The 16,598-nt window shown below is 71.7% G+C and carries 14 protein-coding genes; 9 read left to right on the top strand and 5 right to left on the bottom strand.

All coding sequences use genetic code 11. From position 1 onward, the window contains the following. Positions 1 to 65: 65 nt before the first annotated feature. Both PPSIR1_RS08165 and PPSIR1_RS08160 read left to right on the top strand, forming a co-directional pair. Positions 66 to 872, top strand: coding sequence for an alpha/beta hydrolase-fold protein (locus tag PPSIR1_RS08165; RefSeq protein WP_006970548.1), 807 nt, complete (start codon positions 66 to 68; stop codon positions 870 to 872). Positions 873 to 917: 45 nt separating this feature from the next. Beyond that, a complete protein-coding gene (locus PPSIR1_RS08160) occupies positions 918 to 1,820 on the top strand; it encodes a thioesterase family protein (RefSeq protein ID WP_006970547.1) in 903 nt (300 codons plus the stop codon). 104 nt (positions 1,821 to 1,924) lie between these two features. On the opposite strand, the gene PPSIR1_RS08155 is transcribed toward PPSIR1_RS08160, so the two are convergent. From PPSIR1_RS08155 to PPSIR1_RS08145, 3 genes are all read right to left on the bottom strand, one after another. Next, the gene (locus PPSIR1_RS08155) at positions 1,925 to 2,773 is read right to left on the bottom strand and encodes a response regulator (RefSeq protein WP_269744691.1); all 849 of its coding nucleotides are present in this window, start codon (positions 2,771 to 2,773) and stop codon (positions 1,925 to 1,927) included. Positions 2,774 to 3,103: 330 nt separating this feature from the next. Next, positions 3,104 to 5,377 (bottom strand): hypothetical protein, encoded by a 2,274-nt coding sequence (locus PPSIR1_RS08150; protein ID WP_157595320.1) that lies wholly within the window; start codon positions 5,375 to 5,377, stop codon positions 3,104 to 3,106. 70 nt (positions 5,378 to 5,447) lie between these two features. Continuing rightward, entirely contained in the window at positions 5,448 to 7,487 is a 2,040-nt protein-coding gene (locus PPSIR1_RS08145) for a c-type cytochrome (protein WP_006970544.1), read from the bottom strand. Positions 7,488 to 7,624: 137 nt separating this feature from the next. On the opposite strand from PPSIR1_RS08145, the gene PPSIR1_RS42155 reads away from it, so the two are divergent. The 3 genes from PPSIR1_RS42155 (at position 7,625) to PPSIR1_RS08130 (ending at position 9,678) form a co-directional block, all read left to right on the top strand. After that, entirely contained in the window at positions 7,625 to 8,188 is a 564-nt protein-coding gene (locus tag PPSIR1_RS42155) for an HAD-IA family hydrolase (RefSeq protein WP_006970543.1), read from the top strand. Between the two features lie 113 nt (positions 8,189 to 8,301). Next, positions 8,302 to 9,399, top strand: a complete 1,098-nt coding sequence (locus tag PPSIR1_RS42150) for a formylglycine-generating enzyme family protein (protein ID WP_006970542.1) — start codon at positions 8,302 to 8,304, stop codon at positions 9,397 to 9,399. A 45-nt stretch (positions 9,400 to 9,444) separates the two neighbouring features. Further along, positions 9,445 to 9,678 carry a hypothetical protein gene (locus PPSIR1_RS08130; protein ID WP_006970541.1) on the top strand — a complete coding sequence of 78 codons (234 nt, stop codon included), beginning with the start codon at positions 9,445 to 9,447 and terminating at the stop codon, positions 9,676 to 9,678. Here PPSIR1_RS08130 and PPSIR1_RS08125 read toward each other — a convergent pair. Beyond that, on the bottom strand, positions 9,675 to 10,397 hold the full coding sequence (locus tag PPSIR1_RS08125) for a DUF4126 domain-containing protein (RefSeq protein ID WP_086001129.1): 723 nt from the start codon (positions 10,395 to 10,397) through the stop codon (positions 9,675 to 9,677). The genes PPSIR1_RS08130 and PPSIR1_RS08125 overlap by 4 nt on opposite strands. Then, positions 10,385 to 10,900 carry a hypothetical protein gene (locus PPSIR1_RS08120; RefSeq protein ID WP_157595319.1) on the bottom strand — a complete coding sequence of 172 codons (516 nt, stop codon included), beginning with the start codon at positions 10,898 to 10,900 and terminating at the stop codon, positions 10,385 to 10,387. The genes PPSIR1_RS08125 and PPSIR1_RS08120 overlap by 13 nt, the downstream gene beginning before the upstream one ends. 232 nt (positions 10,901 to 11,132) lie before the next feature. On the opposite strand from PPSIR1_RS08120, the gene PPSIR1_RS08115 reads away from it, so the two are divergent. The 4 genes from PPSIR1_RS08115 to PPSIR1_RS08100 all read left to right on the top strand — a co-directional run bounded on the left by PPSIR1_RS08115 (position 11,133) and on the right by PPSIR1_RS08100 (position 16,495). Beyond that, entirely contained in the window at positions 11,133 to 12,146 is a 1,014-nt protein-coding gene (locus PPSIR1_RS08115; protein ID WP_157595318.1) for a calcium-binding protein, read from the top strand. A gap of 61 nt (positions 12,147 to 12,207) precedes the next feature. After that, positions 12,208 to 14,355: a M1 family metallopeptidase gene (locus PPSIR1_RS08110; RefSeq protein WP_198154479.1), complete on the top strand. Its 2,148-nt coding sequence runs from the start codon at positions 12,208 to 12,210 to the stop codon at positions 14,353 to 14,355. 12 nt (positions 14,356 to 14,367) lie between these two features. Further along, positions 14,368 to 15,378, top strand: a complete 1,011-nt coding sequence (locus PPSIR1_RS08105) for a CPBP family intramembrane glutamic endopeptidase (protein WP_006970536.1) — start codon at positions 14,368 to 14,370, stop codon at positions 15,376 to 15,378. A gap of 52 nt (positions 15,379 to 15,430) precedes the next feature. Beyond that, positions 15,431 to 16,495: a hypothetical protein gene (locus tag PPSIR1_RS08100; RefSeq protein WP_006970535.1), complete on the top strand. Its 1,065-nt coding sequence runs from the start codon at positions 15,431 to 15,433 to the stop codon at positions 16,493 to 16,495. Positions 16,496 to 16,598 lie beyond the last annotated feature (103 nt).

The raw sequence follows: 16,598 nt of genomic DNA, 5'->3' as shown, positions 1-16,598 counted from the left end.
GCCTCGATCCCGGACCCAGGCGACCCCTTCCTTGAAGGCGACCCTCCAGCTGCTAGGAGCCCTGGGTGGGCCTCATCGAGCCGACCCGCGCGCTGCTCTCGACCGTCGCCAACTGCCTGGGCGCCAGCGCCATCGACCCCGAGGCGGCACTGAGCGCGCGCTTGCACCCCGGCGAGCCCGGGACCACGCGCTTGCTCGTGATGCTGCCCGGCGCTGGCGAGCGCATCGGCACCTTCGCCGAGCACGGCTTCGTCGACCTGGCCCAGGCTGGCCCCTCGGGCGCCCCCGACGTCCTCGAGGTCGACGCCCACTTTGGCTACTACCGCCACCGCACCCTCGTGCCGCGCATGCTCGAGGACGTGCTCGCCGAGTACGGGCCGCGCTACGAGCAGGTCTGGCTCATGGGCATCTCCCTGGGCGGTCTGGGAGCGCTGTTGACCGCCCAGGCCCGACCCCGGGCGGTCCACGGGGTGATCGCGCTGGCGCCCTACCTGGGTCGACGGCGGCTGATCCGAGAGATCGACGAGGCCGGCGGGCTGCTCGCGTGGCGCCCGCGCGCGAGCGAAGCGACGGCGCGCTGGGACGTCTCGCTGTGGGCCGAGCTCGCCCGCGAGCTCCGCAACGGACGGGGCAGCGCCCACGACCTGCACCTGCTCTACGGCGAGGCCGACTTCGGCGCGGCGGGGCACGGCTTGCTCGCCCGCGCGCTCCCCCAGCACCGGGTCGCGCGCGTGCCCGGCGGCCACGACTGGGACACGTGGACGCGGCTGTGGACCGAGCTGCTGCAGCGCGGCCAACCGTGGGCCGACCGCTCACTCGGCCGCTCACTCGGCCGCTCACTCGGCCGCTCACTCGGCCGCTCACTCGGGTAGGTCAGCTTGACCGCGAGGTCGCCCTCGCCAATCATCCGCGCGCTCATGGCCGACGATCCCAACTCCGATCCCGCGCGCCTCGGACTGCCCGCCTTCGCGGCCATGACGCGACTCGAGGCCGCAGCCGAGCCCGAGGACGGGGTTGAGACCCTCGCCCTGCGCACGGACATCCACGACGGCTGGCAGCAGGGGCGGGGCGCCTTTGGAGGGTTGGCGATCGGCCTGATGGTCCGCGCCATGGAGCAGGTCCGCGACGCCGTCCACGACGACGAGCAGCCTCGGCCGCTGCGCTCGATCATGGCCCAGCTGCCCGCGCCGCTGCTCGTCGGCCCCGCGCAGCTCGAGGCCGCCGTGCTCCGCCGCGGTCGCAGCCTCAGCAGCCTCGGCGTCGCCTTGACCCAAAAGGGTCGGGTCGTCGCTCAGGCCACCGGCATCGCCGCCCACGGCCGCCCGGAGACCCACGACATTCAGCTGGCCGCGCCGCCCCCTCGGCGCACCGCCCCGGCCTGGCCCGACGTCCCGCCGATCCCCCAGCAGCGCCTGTTCGTGCCCTTCTCGAGCCACATGGAGTACCGGGTCACGAGCAGCGCCCCGGGCCGAGCGACCGCCGAGGCCCCCCAGCGCTTCGAGACCACGGGCTGGATCCGCTTTCGCAACGCCACCGACGCGAGCGCGCCCCTGGGCCTGCCCGAGCTCATCGCGCTCATCGACGCCTACTGGCCGGCGCACATGACCGCCGCCACGCGCATCCGCCCCTCGGCCACCGTCGACTTTCGCTGCTACTTCCCGCCCCTGCCGACGGCGCCGCTGCCCGCGGCCGAGCCGCTGTACTTCGAGGCCTTCACCGAGCACGCCGGGGGCGGCTTCGTCAACGAGCGCCGGGCCCTCTACGCCGCCGACGGCAGCCTGCTCGCGCGCAACGACCAGTCCTTCGCGCTGCTGGGCTAGCAGCCTACCGAGAAAGGCAGCCGCCCACGGGTTCAACGCCAGCTGAGTCCGTGGACGACGCTTTCCTGGATCATGGGTCCCGGCGTGGCCGGGGTGGGCGACTGCTAGCGCGGCGTCGCGAGCAACCGCTCGAGCTCCATGCTGCTGCGGTCCCCCGGCGCGACGTGGATCGCGTTGGGTCCCACGCACAGCCGCACGCCGCCGCGCTCGTCTCGTTCGATGAGCCGCGACCACGCCCCGGGGAGCTGATCCTCGAAGGACTGGTGCATGCGGCTGAGCGCCTGGCGGTAGCCGCCGCCGAGGCCCGGGATGTGCCGGAGCATCACGAACTCGCCGGGGTGATGGCGGGCGTGGGCGCACAGCTGCGCGAACAGCCAAAACTGCTGGCGCGCCAGGGCCAGGGGCCGGCCGTCGATCTCCAGCAAGCTCCGGCGCCGACGCTCCCGGCCGAGCAGCACGACGACCGCGTCGCTCTCCTCGCCGGGGACCCGCGCCTCGGCGCTCTCGCTGTCTCGCTCGCGGCGCCCTCGCAGGGTCCGGAGCAAGCGCTGGACCCGAGGGGCCGGCCACTCCGACTCGCGGGCGTAGGGCTTCTTGAGGAAGTCGTCGGCGCCCGCCCGGAAGGCCCGCCGGCACAGCACGTGGTCGACGCCCAGTCGGGTCGTGGCGATGACCCCGGGGCGCCGCGCCTCGGGCAGCTTGGCCGCGTGGCTGATGAGGTTCAGGCCGCGCTCGACCCGGGGCTCGCGGCCGCGGTCCAGGGGGATCTCGAGGTCGACGAGGGCATAGTCATAGAGCGTATCCGCGAGCGCCGCCTCCGCCTCGCGTTGTGAATCCACTACTTGCAGTTCATGACCGAGAGACTCGACGATCTCCATGGTCAATTCACGCTGATCTTCGTCATGATCGACGATCAGGGCAACCGGCCGTGGCGCATTTCGGGCGTTGGACATCCTCGAGAAAGCGGCTGCTCGAACCCACATCTTGCCGTAAACCTCACTCCGGCCGGCGCGTGCGCGTCTGCTTGCCGCAGTCTCTGGTGTGCCACTCAAATCCGCCCGCGTCATCCCAGCCTCGCGGTGGGCCAACCTATGGGTCGGGTACTACCAGGCATATCTGCCTGTTCTCTAACTCATCTACAACTCATCGAGATCTACGTTCTGTGACCTAAATTGTCAATTCACCATGCCGGAGAAGCCGCGCCTCAGCCCCACCGCTGGTCGGGGTCATTGGTGCACGCAGCAGGGCTCGGGGGGAAGGCTCTCGAGACTCAATGGCGAGGCTCACAGCCCACACACGTTGAAGGGTCCCGAGCTCCCCATCATGACTGGAGGAGTCTCCAGGGCTTGAAAGGCCATGCCACAGCGAGCGCTCTGAATTTCGCCCGTGCGACTGTCAAACACGGCACCCCCCGCCGCTCCGCTGGCAATGACCACACTCCCGCCGTTGTCGGCCCAATCGAGATTCAGGGCAGAGGGGATGGGCAGGGCCCACAGCGTGCGCATGTCGGCGACGTCGAGGACCGTGATCACGGCCCCGGGGTCGCGCTGCTGGACCACCGCGAGCAGCCCACCGTCGGGGCTGGGCCGGAGCTGGACGACAAAGCCCACGCCGAGCTCGTGCTTGGTCACCAGGTCCTCGAGCTTGCTCGCGTCCTCGAGCTTCATCAGCGCGTCGGCCTCGGCCCAATGCAGCGTCGGGCGGTTGCCCGTGGTCCGCACCCACCACACGCGCTCGACCCCGTCGGCGCGGATGTGCTCGTAGGGGCCGATGGGGACCTCGGAGTCCGACTCGACCTCGACCACGTTGGCGCCGCGCAGCTCTGCCGCGGTCGCGAGGTTGAAGCGCGAGCGATCGTCGAGGCTCCACACGCCCCAGTCGGCCTGAAAACCCCCCGGCTCCGCCAGCGTCGCCGCCGGCAGCCAGGGGCCGGCCATGCTCGTCGCCCCGGGCATCATCAGCACGGAGCTCAGCCGGGCGTCGTCGACCTCGACCAGGGTCGGGTTCTGCCACAGGTTGGTGCGCAGCACGAGCACGCCCGAGCCGCGGCCGTCGCCGGCGAACTCGGCCTGCTGGATGTTGTTGTTGATGTCGGCACCGCCCACGGACGCGCCGTCGGCCCAGCGCAGCAGCTCGACCTTGCCGTTCCACTCCGTCAGCACGAGGGTGTCGGGGTCGACGAAGTCGACGAACTGGGCCGCGCGCCCGCGGGTGCCCGGGACCTCGTGGATCTCGCCGGTGCCCACGGCCTCGACCACGACGCGATCGCCGAGCTGCCAGGTCACGTGGCTGGCGTCGGCGTCGAGGCCCGCGGTCATCACGTTGATGGGCTCGTAGCCCAGGTAGATCCCCGCGTCGACGTCGCCCCGGCCCAGCTTCGCGCCCCGGGAACCGGCCGCCTCGCCCAGGCCCTGGACGAGGAGCCAGGGGCCCACGGCGCCTGCCCGGGTGCTGCCCGCGGAGGTCGTGAGCAGGTGGTTGACGTTGCCGCTGGGGCGCACGGGCACGGCCTCGACGACCTCATTCGCCAGGTCGGCGAGGCGGCCCATGCCGGTGCCGTCGTCGAGCAGCACGCGGCCCCGGGGCAGCACGGTGACCCGCGGCTGGGCGCCGTTGAGCATGCCCGAGTCGAGGGCCAGCGTGCGGCCGTCGTCGAGCTGGGTGGCGAGCACCTTCCACGCCCCCGTGCCCGAGCGCTGGCGCTGGACGAGCACCGCCGTGCGCCCGTCGGGGGACAGGCTCGGGTTGTCGCGCACGGGCGGCGAGTCGACGAAGACCTCGCGCCGCTGCTTGCCCAGCTGGGGCGCCTTGGCGCTCACGTCGACGGCGATGATCTGCGTGCCGAAGCGGCCCTCGGCGGCGTTGAACACCCCGGTGGTCAGGGCGAAGACTCGGGCCACGCCCTCGGCGTCGACGGTCACGCGCAGGTCGTCGAGGCGCAGGCCCTCCTCTTCGACGCGGCCGAGCTCGCGGCCGTCGAGGTCGTGGACGCGCAGGACGTGGTCGGCCCCGATCGCGACCAGGCGCGCGGGCGTCGAGCTCTCGCCTTCGCCGGCCGAGCCCGGGACGAGCACGATCGAGCGCAGCGGGTCCGTGGGCGCGAGGCTCGAGCGCGGGCGCATGGAGCCGTCGGCGTCCACGCTCACGATCCGGACCCCGCCCGCGGCGTCGAGCAGGGCCAGGGTCCAGCCCTCGCCCGCGCGGATCAGGGCCATGCCCCGGGGGTCGCGGATCGGCACCACCAGGGGCTCGGCGCTCCCGTCGAGGGCCGACCAAAAGCGCAGCCCGCCCGCCGCGTCGAGGGTCAGCGCCGCCTCGCCCGTGGGGTCGAGGGTGATGCCCGAGATCGTCGAGGTGTGCGGGACGCCGTGCGGCGCGAAGCGGACGAGCTCGCCAGGCTCGCCGAGCTCGCTCGCGTTGTCCCGCCGACTCGAGCGCTCGCCGTCTTCCTTGGGCGCCCGCGTGTCCGCGCTGGGGTGGCACGCGAGGGTCCCCACCAACCCGAGGCAGGCGAGGACGACGAAGGAGCGGGGGCGAACTGGACGCGGCGAGGTCATGCGAAGGGTCGGTGCGTGGAGCGGACGAGGGTACGTCGGCCCGTGCGTTCGCGCCGGACCCGGCGCGGCCTCACAGGCTCTCGAGGTAGACGATCAGGTCGGCGATCTCGCCCTCGGAGAGGTGCGAGGTCTGGCCCATGTCGTGGATGCTCGCCTTGTTGGTGAGCAGGGCGCGGAGCGTGCGGGCGCTGCCGTCGTGGTAGTAGGGCGCGCTGTGGGCCAGGCCGATGAGCGAGGGCGTGTCGACCTTGCCGATGTTGGTCTCGAGGCCGTGCTGGGTGCCGTCGGCGAGGAGCTCGCCCTCGTGGCACGCGCTGCACGCGGCCTCGTCGCTCTCGAAGATCGCCCGCCCGCGGGCCAGCGCGTCGGCGTCGGCGACCTTGGGCGCCTCGGGCCGCGGCATGCTCTCGCAGTAGGCCTGGAGGTCGGCGAGCTCCCCGGGCTGGAGCCCCGCCCCGCCGAGCCGGCTGATGGTGTGGGTCAAGCTCGTGGTCAGGTCCTTGTCCTTGCCGTCCCACTTGAAGGGGTGGTTGCCGACGAGGCGACCGGCGAGCAGCGGCGTCTGCAGGTTGTGGCCCTCGATGCGCCAGGACAGGCCGTCGGTCCGGCCTTCGGGGTGGCAGCTGGCGCAGGCGAGGAAGCCCCCGCCCGACATGCGGTGGTCCATGCCGCGGCGGAACAGGTCGGCGCCGCGGGCCTCGGCCGGCGTGCGGATGCTGGCGGCGAGCTCCGGGCCAGCGGTCGGCGTCGGGAAGCCGCTGTCGACCTTGGTGGTGTCGATGCGCAGGAGGTTGCGGCTCAGCTCGCAGTGCACCACCAGGTCCCCGCCGTCGACGGCCAGGCCGTCGGGGCCGCAGGAGCCCGCGGTGTTGACGAAGCTCGTCCACGCGAGGTGGATGGTGCCACGGGAGACCTCGGCGATGGCCAGGACCTTGTCGTCGCCGTAGCCCGCGACGTAGAGCGTGTCCGCAGCGCCGTCGTAGGCCATGGCCCGGGGCTGGTGCACCCCGATGTCGGCGAAGGCCAGGCGCGGGGCGAAGGCGTCCTCGCCGTCGATCATCGCCAGGCGGTGGGTGATGGGGGCGAGGAAGCCCCCGCCGCCGCCGTAGGTGCCCTCGCTCTCGAAGCCGGTGCTGGCCGCGTGGGGCGAGCTGAACTGGTGCGGCGCGACGCCGAGGTCGTCGCCGATGAAGCCGACGGCGAAGGCGTTGCGAGCGAAGCGACGGCCGATGTCCTCGACCTCGCTGACCGAGGGCAGCTTGCCCGCGGCCAGCTGCATCTCGGCGTCGCCCTGAACCGTGGGGTCGACGGGCACGGTCCCGCCGAAGCCGTCGCTGCTCCCGCGCTGGCCGGCGTCGAGGGCCACGTAGCTGACGTTGGGGCTCGACCCGCCGAGCTCGACGCTGGCCAGGGCGCCGGTGGTCAGGAAGCCGACCAGGGCCGTCGAGCCGTCGGCCGACACGGCCACGCCGCGGGGCTCGTTGGCCAGCTCGAGGCGCCAGCGCTCGGCCATGGTCTCGGTGTCGAGGGCGACGAGCTGGCTGTCGGCGACGAGGGTGACGTAGAGGATCTTGCCGTCGGGGCTCAGCGCCAGGCCGTGGGGCTCGTGGAGCTTGGCGCCATTGAGGACCTTCAGCTCCGTGGCCGAGTCGCCGCCGATCACGACCACGCGATCGTCGCGGCGATCCGTCACGTAGATCCGGCCGCTCCCCCCGTCGCGGACGATCTCTCCGGCGCCCGAGTTGAGGTCCATGCGCGCGAGCACCTGGCCCTGGGCGTCGCTGCGGACGAGCGCGCCGCTGTCTCGGTCGAGGCTCAAGACGCCAAAATCGTCGACGACCACGGTGCTGCCGTGGCTGCCGACGTGGGGGACGACCGTCGGGGCCTTCGCGCCGCCGAGGGCCATGTCGCTGAGCCGGAAGTCCGGCAGCGCGACGCCCTCCATGCCCATCTCGAAGTGATGGAAGTCGTCGATGAAGGGCTCGTCGACGTCGACGAACTGCTGCGGCTCGGGGATGGGCTGCTTGGCGTCGACGTCCTTGACCAGTCCGATCGAGGTGGCCGCCAGGGCGAGGAGCGAGAGCGGGAGGACCAGCTTTCCAGCGCGCATCGGCACCCCAGACGCTTCAGCTCGATGTTTGTTTTCATGATGGAGCAGAAAAGGCCGCGATGCGCGTTAATGACCTTGCACACGACCCGAGATCGGAGTCCGACTTGATCGAAAGACCAATTTTGTTCCTCGATGTCATGGACACCCTCGTCCACAACCCATTCTTCGTCGAGGTCCCCGATTTTTTCGGCATCAGCCTCGAGGCGCTGTTCGCCGCCAAGGCCCGCGGCGTGTGGGAGGCCTTCGAGCGCGGCGAGATCGACGAGGCCGAGCTGGCCGCGCGCTACTTCAAGGGCGACCGCCCCCTCGACCTCACCGGCCTGCGCGCCTGCATGGCCGAGGCCTACCGCTTCCTCCCGGGCATGGAGTCGCTGCTGGCCGAGCTGCACCAAGCCGGCCTCGAGATCCACGCGCTGAGCAACTACCCGCAGTGGTGGCGCATGATCGAGGCCAAGCTGACGCTCTCGCGCTTCATGAGCTGGCGCTTCGTCTCGTGCCGGACCGGCGTGCGCAAGCCCGACGCCGAGGCCTACCTGGGCGCGGCGCGGGCCCTGACGCAGCCCCCTGGGGGCTGCTTGTTCGTCGACGACAGCGCGACCAACTGCGAGGCCGCCGAGGCCCTCGGGATGCCGAGCGTCCGCTTTGTGGACGCCCCCAGCTTGCGCGCCGCCCTGGTCGAGCGCCGCCTCCTCGGCGCGTGAGCGCCCCCCTGGTGCCAATCGCCGCGGCCCACCTCGTGGTCGGCTCGCGGTCTTGCTCGGACCGCGCTCGGCCCTCGTTTTGGCCACCGAGCGTCACCGGCTAGCATGTCCGCATGCGCACTGGTCCCAAGCTGGCGCTCCTCCTCGGCGCGTGCATGGGCCTCGCCGCCTGCCTGCCTCCGCTCCCGGTCACCGAAGATGACGACGGAGAGGAGAGCGCGGGGGATGAGGCCTCTTCGGACTCCTCGGGCTCTTCGGGCTCGACGGATTCCTCGGGCTCGACCTCCGGCTCGACGAGCGAGACCACGATGGAGGACGACGCGACCGCGGACGAGTCCGACACCGACACCGGCGGCGACGAGGGCGTCCCCATGGTCGGCAGCGGCGACTTCCTCATCGACGCCCACGAGGTCCGGATCCCCGACTACTTCGACTTCCTCGCGGACCCCGACAACCACCCCACCTCCCTGCCCTCGCCCGCCTGCGACGGGAAGCGAGGCAACTTCCAGCCCGACGACTGGCTCGACCAGCTCGCCTCCGACAACATCGCCGAGCGGCCCGTGACCAAGGTCGACTGGTGCGACGCGTGGGCCTACTGCGAGTGGTCTGGCAAGCACCTGTGCGGCCTCGTCGGCGGGGAGCCGGCGCTCCTGGCCCAGGCGGCCGACCCCGCGCTGAACGAGTGGTTCCGGGCCTGCACCGGCGACGGCTCCACCATCGCCTATCCCTACGGCAACCAGTACGAGCCCATGGCCTGCAACGGCGCCGACTTCAACGGCAACCCAGAGGACAACGAGGTCCTGCCCGTGGCCAGCCTGTCTGGCTGCGAGGGCGGCTACCCGGGGCTGTTCGACATGAGCGGCAACGTCTGGGAGTGGACCAACGAGTGCGGCGTCGACCTCGAGGACGACGAGAACGGCTTCCCCTACAAGTGCCGGCGCCGCGGGGGCTCCTACGCGAGCTCGCCGACCAGCCTCGCCTGCCCCTCGGACAACCTCCGCGAGCCCCTGACCCGGGCCTCGACCAACGGCATCCGCTGCTGCCAGATCGACGACAGCGGCGGCGAAGACACCGACACCGGCGAGGACACCGACACCGGCATGGACACCGACACCGGCATGGACACCGACACCGGCATGGACACCGACACCGGTACGGACACCGACACCGGCATGGACACCGGCACGGACACCGAGACCGAGACCGGCTGAGCCAAAGCCAGTGACGGCGGGCCGATCCTCGGGCAGGATGCGGCCATGGCCGACGAGCAACGGGACGAGTCCAAGTCTGAAGCGAGCGCGATGATGGGCTGGCTGCGCCGCGGCGCGTGGATGGTCGTGCTCGCCCTCGTCCTCGCCTTCATCGTGTGGCGCATGATCCCGGGGGTGATCAAGCTGTTCTTGATCGCCGTGGGGATCGGGGCGGTGGTCTACTTCGTGAAGGTCGGCCGCGAAGATCCGACCCACGACAAGGGCAACAGCAAGGGCTAGCTCAGCTCCCGCTCGACCCTCAGCGGCGTCCGACAGCGCGGGCACACGCTCGCCTCGACCCGCGGCCGCGCCTTGCAGTCCGGGCTCGCGCAGTCGCGCCGGTTGAGGCGATCCTCGGCGCCGCGCTTGACCAACACCGCGACCAGCCCGAGCACGGCGGCCAGGACCACGAAGGCCAGCGCGAGGGCGGGAGCAAAGATCACCGCGGCGAGCAGGCCGAGCACGCCGCCGAGCTCGAGCCAGGCCAGCCACGTCCGCGGGCTGAGCAAGCTGTCGCCGAGGCCCGAGAGCTGCTCGTGCAGCTGCGCGCGCAGGTGGTGGGTGGCGACGGCCAGGGCGGCGCCGAGGACCACGGCGCCCCAGTCGGGCAGATCGGGCAGCGCCGCGACCTGCTCGAAGCCGGCGACGCCCTCGACGGTCGCGGCCTGGATCGAGCTGGCCGCGAGGGCCCCCGCGCCGCCGCGCAGGGCGTAGGCGAACAGGTCGACGAGGGCCTGGAGATCCTCGTCCTGCTCGGCGAGCTCCTCGACGACGACCAGGGCGAGCAGGATGCCCAGGCCGACGTTGGAGCTCATCCACTCCGAACCACCGCCGAGGCCCGAGATCACGCCCAGGCGCGCGGCGAGGGCGAGGCCAAACAGGGTCAGGCCCGCGCGCGTGCCCGCGAGGGAGCTCGCGGCGAGGAGCCGGGCGAGGGCCTCGGGGATCACGACAGCCACCCCAGCGCGACGTCAAACGCCGAGGCCAGCGCGGCGAAGGCCGCGATCACGGCGAGGCAGGCCGTGATCAGCGCAGCGAAGGCCGCCGCGAGCAGGGCGACCTCCCAGGTCCCGATGTCCCGCCCCTGCGCCTCGCGGCGCAGCTGCCAGTGGACGTAAGCGGTGACGGCCCAGGCCGCGAGGGCGACCTCGGCCGCGCCGACCAGGGCCTTGGCCGGCAGGCCCAGCATTGGCAAAAGGGTCAGCGCCTCGACCAGGACCACCGTCAGCGCCAGCGCCGCGCCCATGACCAGCCGCGCCGTCCAGCGTGTGAGTGTGCGCCGCCGGGGGCTCAGCAGCGCGCTCGTGGGCTGCAGGATTCCCACGCGGATCCACGCCGCGGCGAGCATCAGCACGAGCGCGCCGACCAGCGGCAACCAGCCCAGGAACAGGTGCGCGAGGCCGACGGCGAGGGCGATGAAGAGCAAATGGCGGCGTCCGCGAGCCTCCACGGAGTCCGTCAATTGCGAACCTTGCACGACCTCTGAAACGTTCGTGCCACAGCGACGACAAGGCGCGCCCCGGAACAGCGAGGCCGCGCTCAGGAGCTCGGCGCAGCCAGGGCAACGACCCCGGGCTGCGAGCGCGCGCGGATGGGCAAGGGAGTTCACCGGATCAGATTAGCAGTCGACAACGGCTCCGGGGTTTTCCAACCTCCTGCTCATGGCTCGCTTTGACTCGAACGCTCTCCCGAGCGTGAGCGCTTGTCTCCTCGCCCTCCTCGGGGCCTGCTCTTCGGGCAGCATCGACGAAGACACCACCAACTTCTTCGAGGACGACGCGGCGACCTTCGACGACACCATGGGCGGCGACGGGAGCACCGGCGGCACCGGGAGCACCGGCGGCACGACGGGCGAGGCCGGGGAGAGCGAGACCGCCGAGGATCCCTGCGGCGGCGCCGTGCCCTGCGAGGACGCGACCGACGACATCCCGATCACCCCGGGCGCGGGCGCGGGCATCGTGCCGAGCTCGGCCGTCGACTTCACCCCCTGGGCCTCCGCCGGTGGCAACCCCATCACGGGGACCGACGCGAGTGAGGACCTCCCAGGTACCGAGATGAACGACACCATGAGCGGCCTCGCCGGCAACGACACCATGAGCGGCAACGGCGGGGACGACGTGATGCTCGGCGGCGACGGCATCGACGTGCTCGACGGCGGCGCGGGGCTGGACAACCTCGACGGCGGCGGGGGCATCGACACCCTGCGCGGCCAGGGGGGCGCCGACCTGCTCAACGGCGGGCCCGGGGGCGACACCATCGAGGGGGGCGACGACGCCGACGTGCTCATCGGCGAGGGTCAGGGCGACATGCTCTACGGCGAGGGCGGCGACGACCGGCTGTTCGGCGACGACGACTTCGACATCCTCGACGGCGGAGCGGACAACGACACCCTGTGGGGCGGCGAGGGCGACGACTCGCTGCTCGGCGGCTTCGGGGCCGACATCCTGCTCGGCGAAGCCGGCGACGACACCCTGGCCGGGGGGCCCGACGACGACGTCTACATCTGGGCCCTCGGCGAGGGCAGCGACACCATCGACGGCGACGACTCGGGCACCGACCTGCTGTGGCTCGGCGGCGTGAGCCCGGCGGACTTCGAGGCGCTGCGCGCCGGCGACGACTACATCCTGGTGTTCGCCGACTCGACCCTGCGGATCGTCGGCTTCTACGCGGGCGAGAACCAGATCGAGGCGATTCAAACGGAGTTCTGAGCCAGCTCCCCCGGAGCGGCTCGCTTTCGCGGACGCGGTGGCCCTGGTAGCTTTCCGGCTCGTGCCGCGCCCTGCCCAGTCTCCGCGTCCCCGCCCTGTCCGCGTGCTGCTCCCGGCCCTCGCTTGCGTCGGTCTGAGCCTGGGTCTCACGGCCTGCTCCAACTCCAAGCCCGAGCTCCCGACCAAGGAGGGCACGGAGCCCACCGCCATCGAGGCGATCCCAAACATGAACGCGCCCGCCGACTCGAACGCCCCCGCAGACTCCAGCCAGGCCGACGCGGCCGCCCGCGAGCGCCCCGACCCCCACTCCTTCTCGCGCCCCGATCAGGTCCGCGTCGAGCACATGGGCCTGTCGTGGACCGTCGACTTCGACGCCGAGACCCTGACCGGCGACGCCGTGCTGCTCCTCGACCGCGTCGACCCGAAGGCGCCGCTGATCCTCGACAGCCGCGACCTCGACATCAAGGGGGTCTACGCGGCCACCCTCCCCGCCGAGATGGTCGCCAAGGGCGAGCACGGCATCCCCGAGCTCTCGCCCAAGGCCGTCCGCGCGAGCGAGGCCTTCGCCGAGACCAAGTTCGAGGTCCTGGCCGCCCAGACCGACCCGGACCTCGGCTCGGCGGTCGTCGTGCAGCTCCCCGCCGAGGCCAACGCGGTCAAGCTGACCTACGCGACCCGGCCCGGGGCCACGGGCCTGCAGTGGCTCGAGCCCGCCCAGACCGCCGGCAAGGCCCACCCCTTCCTCTACAGCCAGTCCCAGGCCATCCACGGGCGCTCGTGGATCCCCTGCCAGGACAGCCCCGGGGTGCGCACCACCTGGGACGCCGAGGTCGTCGTCGACGGCGGGCTGACGGCGGTGATGGCCGCCGAGCAGCTCGGCCGCGTGGTCCCCGAGGGCGACGACCCCGAGGCCACGCCCAAGGCCGACGAGGCCCAGACCTTCCGCTTCGTCATGCCCCAGCGCGTGCCGGCCTACCTCGTAGCGATCGGCGTGGGCGCGCTCGAGCGCCGCGAGGTCGGGGCGCGCACGGCCGTGTGGGCCGACCCCAAGGTCGTCGCCGCCGCGGCCGACGAGTTCGCCGACATGGAGGCGATGCTCGGCTCGGCCGAGCAGCTCTACGGCGAGTACGCCTGGGGCCGCTACGACGTCCTCGTGCTCCCCCCCGCCTTCCCCTTCGGCGGCATGGAGAACCCGCGGCTGACCTTCGCCACGCCCACCATCTTGGCCGGCGACCGCTCCCTGGTCTCGCTCATCGCCCACGAGCTCGCGCACTCGTGGTCGGGCAACCTGGTCACCAACAGCACCTGGGGCGACCTGTGGCTCAACGAGGGCTTCACGGTCTACTTCGAGCGGCGCATCGTCGAGGCCATCTACGGCGCCGAGCAGGCCGAGATCGAGGCCGTCATCGGCAAGCGCGAGCTGGTCGCCGAGCTCGCCGACGCCGAGGGCCTCGGGGCCAAGCCGCAGTACCAGGTGCTCGACGCCGACCTGATCGGCGAGGACCCCGACGACTACTTCTCCGGGGTCCCCTACGAAAAGGGCTACCTGTTCCTGCGCGCCCTCGAGACCGCCTACGGCCGCGAGGTCTTCGACACCTTCCTGCGCGACTGGTTCGACTCCCACGCCTTCGGCGCGGTCAACACCGAGGAGTTCCGCAAGTTCGTGGGCGAGAAGCTCGTCGGCGCCCATCAGACCGTCGAAGGAGCCAAGGCCGTCGACCTCGACGCGTGGATCAGCGGCCCCGGCTTGCCCGAGGGCGCGCCCGAGCCCGTGGCCGAGGTCCTCGCGACCATCGAGTCCGAGGCCAAGGCCTTCGCCGCCGGCGACATGGCGCCCAAGGCCCTGTCGAGCAAGACCTGGAGCCCGTGGCTGTGGCTGCACTTCCTGCGCAGCCTGCCCGAGGGCCTCACGGCCGAGCAGCTCGCCAGCCTCGACGAGGCCTACTCGCTGACCGCCTCGACCAACAACGAGATCCTCGGCCAGTGGCTCGTGCTCGCGGCGACCGCCCGCTACGAGCCGGCTTACGCGCGCATGGAGAGCTTCCTGATCGAGGTCGGCCGGCGCAAGTTCCTCACGCCGATCTACCGGGCGCTCGCGGCCACGGAGGACGGCAAGGCCCAGGCCAAGGCCATCTACGAGAAGGCGCGCCCGGGCTACCACGCGATCTCGCGCCGGACCCTCGACGAAGTGATCGGCTTCGCGGGCTGAGGTCGGCTCGCCATGGCGTGGCTGTCCAAGCTGTTTTGGAACGACGACGAGCGCCGCGTCCGCGCGCTGTGGCGGCTGCTCTTGCACGGCCTGACCATGGCGATCCTCGCCGTCGTCATGGGCATCGTGCTGTGGCCGCTGCTCTCGCGCCTGCCCGGCTCGGGCTCCGAGGGCATCCCGGGCGTGGGCGAGGGGGTGTTCGCCCTGGCGCTGATCGGGCTGAGCACCTGGCTGTGCACCCACGTGTTCGACAAGCGCCGCTTCGACGACCTGGGCTTCAACTTCGAGCTGCAGTGGTGGCTGGACCTGGGCGCGGGCGGCCTGCTCGGCGCGCTGCTCATGGCCGGGATCTTCGGCCTCGAGTGGGCCATGGGCTGGCTGACCGTCGAGGGCACCTTCGTCGGCGCCGCCGAGGGCCAGCCCTTCGCCCGGGCCCTGGTCGCGCCCTTTTTGGTGTTCGTGTGCGTCGCGATCTACGAAGAGTTGCTCAGCCGCGGCTACCACATGCGCAACCTCGCCGAGGGCCTGCACGGGCTCGGGGCCAAAGAGGGCCGACGCGGCGTGGGGCCCGGGGCGGCCCTCGTGATCGCGACCCTGATGTCGTCGACGGTGTTCGGCCTGATGCACGCCGGCAACCCCTCGGCGACCTGGATCTCGAGCCTCAACATCGCCCTGGCTGGCTGCATGCTCGCCGTCGGCCCGGCGCTCACCGGCGAGCTCGGCTTCGCCATCGGCCTGCACCTGACCTGGAATTTTTGCCAGGGCAGCGTGTTTGGCTTCCCCGTCAGCGGGACCTTCGCCGGCCCGCGCGTCGTGGCGATCGAGCAAGGCGGCGACGCGCTGATCACCGGCGGCGAGTTTGGTCCCGAGGCCGGGCTGCTCGGCGTCGCGGCCTGCCTGCTCGGCGGCCTGGCGACCCTCGCCTGGGTCCGGTTCACTCGGGGACCCCTCGACGCCGAGGAGCTGCGCGAGCTCGTCGAGCCCCCCGAGCGCACGGGCCCGCCGCGCCTCGACGAGCTCTGAGCCTCCAGGGCCCCCCACCCAGGGCCTCCAGGGCACCGTGCTATCAACGCCCATGCGTTGCGTTGACCCGTCCAAGCTCCCGTGGATCCTCGCCCTGAGCCTCGCTGCCGTCGCGTGCTCCGACGACGGCGGCCGAGGCGAGGCCGCCGGTGAGCTCGGCAGCGACGCGAGCTCCGACGAGGCCGAGGGCTCCAGCTCCGAGTCGAGCTCCGAGAGCTCGAGCGCCGACGCCGGCACGAGCGAGAGCTCCGAGTCGACCGACGCGGACAGCTCGAGCGAGACCGAGACCACCGAGTCGACCGAGACCACCGAGTCGACCGAGACCACCGAGTCGACCGAGACCGAGCCCGACACCGAGGAGGGCTCGGGCGACACCGGCACCGAGCTCGCCCCCTGGCTCGTCAACATCGAGAACCTCGAGGACAACTCCGTCCACCGCCTCAACCGCATCAGCATCGCGCCCGGCGACATCGGGACCAAGACCGTCGTGTGCGACGACATCAGCTTCCCGGACACCCTGCCGCAGACCGGCAACATCGTGTCCTCGCTGACCTTCAACAACTACACCCTCTACGCCGTCGCCGAAAAGCTCGTCCCCGGCGACACGATCATCGAGATCAACCCCTGCGACTGCTCGGCCCAGGAGGTCGGCCAGTTCAACCAGGGCGAGAGCTACGTCGGCGCCCTGACCTCCACGGGCCTCGGCCAGATGTTCGCCATCGCCAGCCAGCCCGACTGGCTGTTCGCCGTCGACCCCGAGACCGCCATGACCACCCTGCTCAGCATCCTCGGCGACGACTGGGGCACCTCGGGCCTGACCTGGGCCGGCGACCGCCAACAGACCCTGTGGGCCATCAGCGGCACCCACGACGCCCTGTTCGAGTTCTCCAGCGCCGACGGCATGGAGCTGTCCCAGACCCCCCTGACCTGGGACTTCGCCTCCGTCGGCATGGAGTACCACCCCGGCGTCGACACCCTCTACGCGTGCACGAACACTGGCGAGCTGCTCGCCGTCGACCCCGAGTCCGGCGTCGTCGTCGTCGTCGGCGACCCCCAAATCGAGAGCTGCAACAACATCGCCGCCCCCTTCGGCCCCGTCGAGTGCATCCCCCAATAGCTAGAGCAGTAGCTAGAGCAGTAGCTCGAGCAGCCCCTCATCCCATCGAGTCGAAGCCAACAACCTCCGCCCCACGACGGGCACAACAGGGGCAAGGGGGTCG

The sequence above is a fragment of the Plesiocystis pacifica SIR-1 genome, assembly GCF_000170895.1.
GTDB classification, from domain to species: domain Bacteria; phylum Myxococcota_A; class Polyangia; order Nannocystales; family Nannocystaceae; genus Plesiocystis; species Plesiocystis pacifica.
Note: the sequence above shows the minus strand (reverse complement) of the source record. Positions and strands in the feature narration are given on the sequence as shown.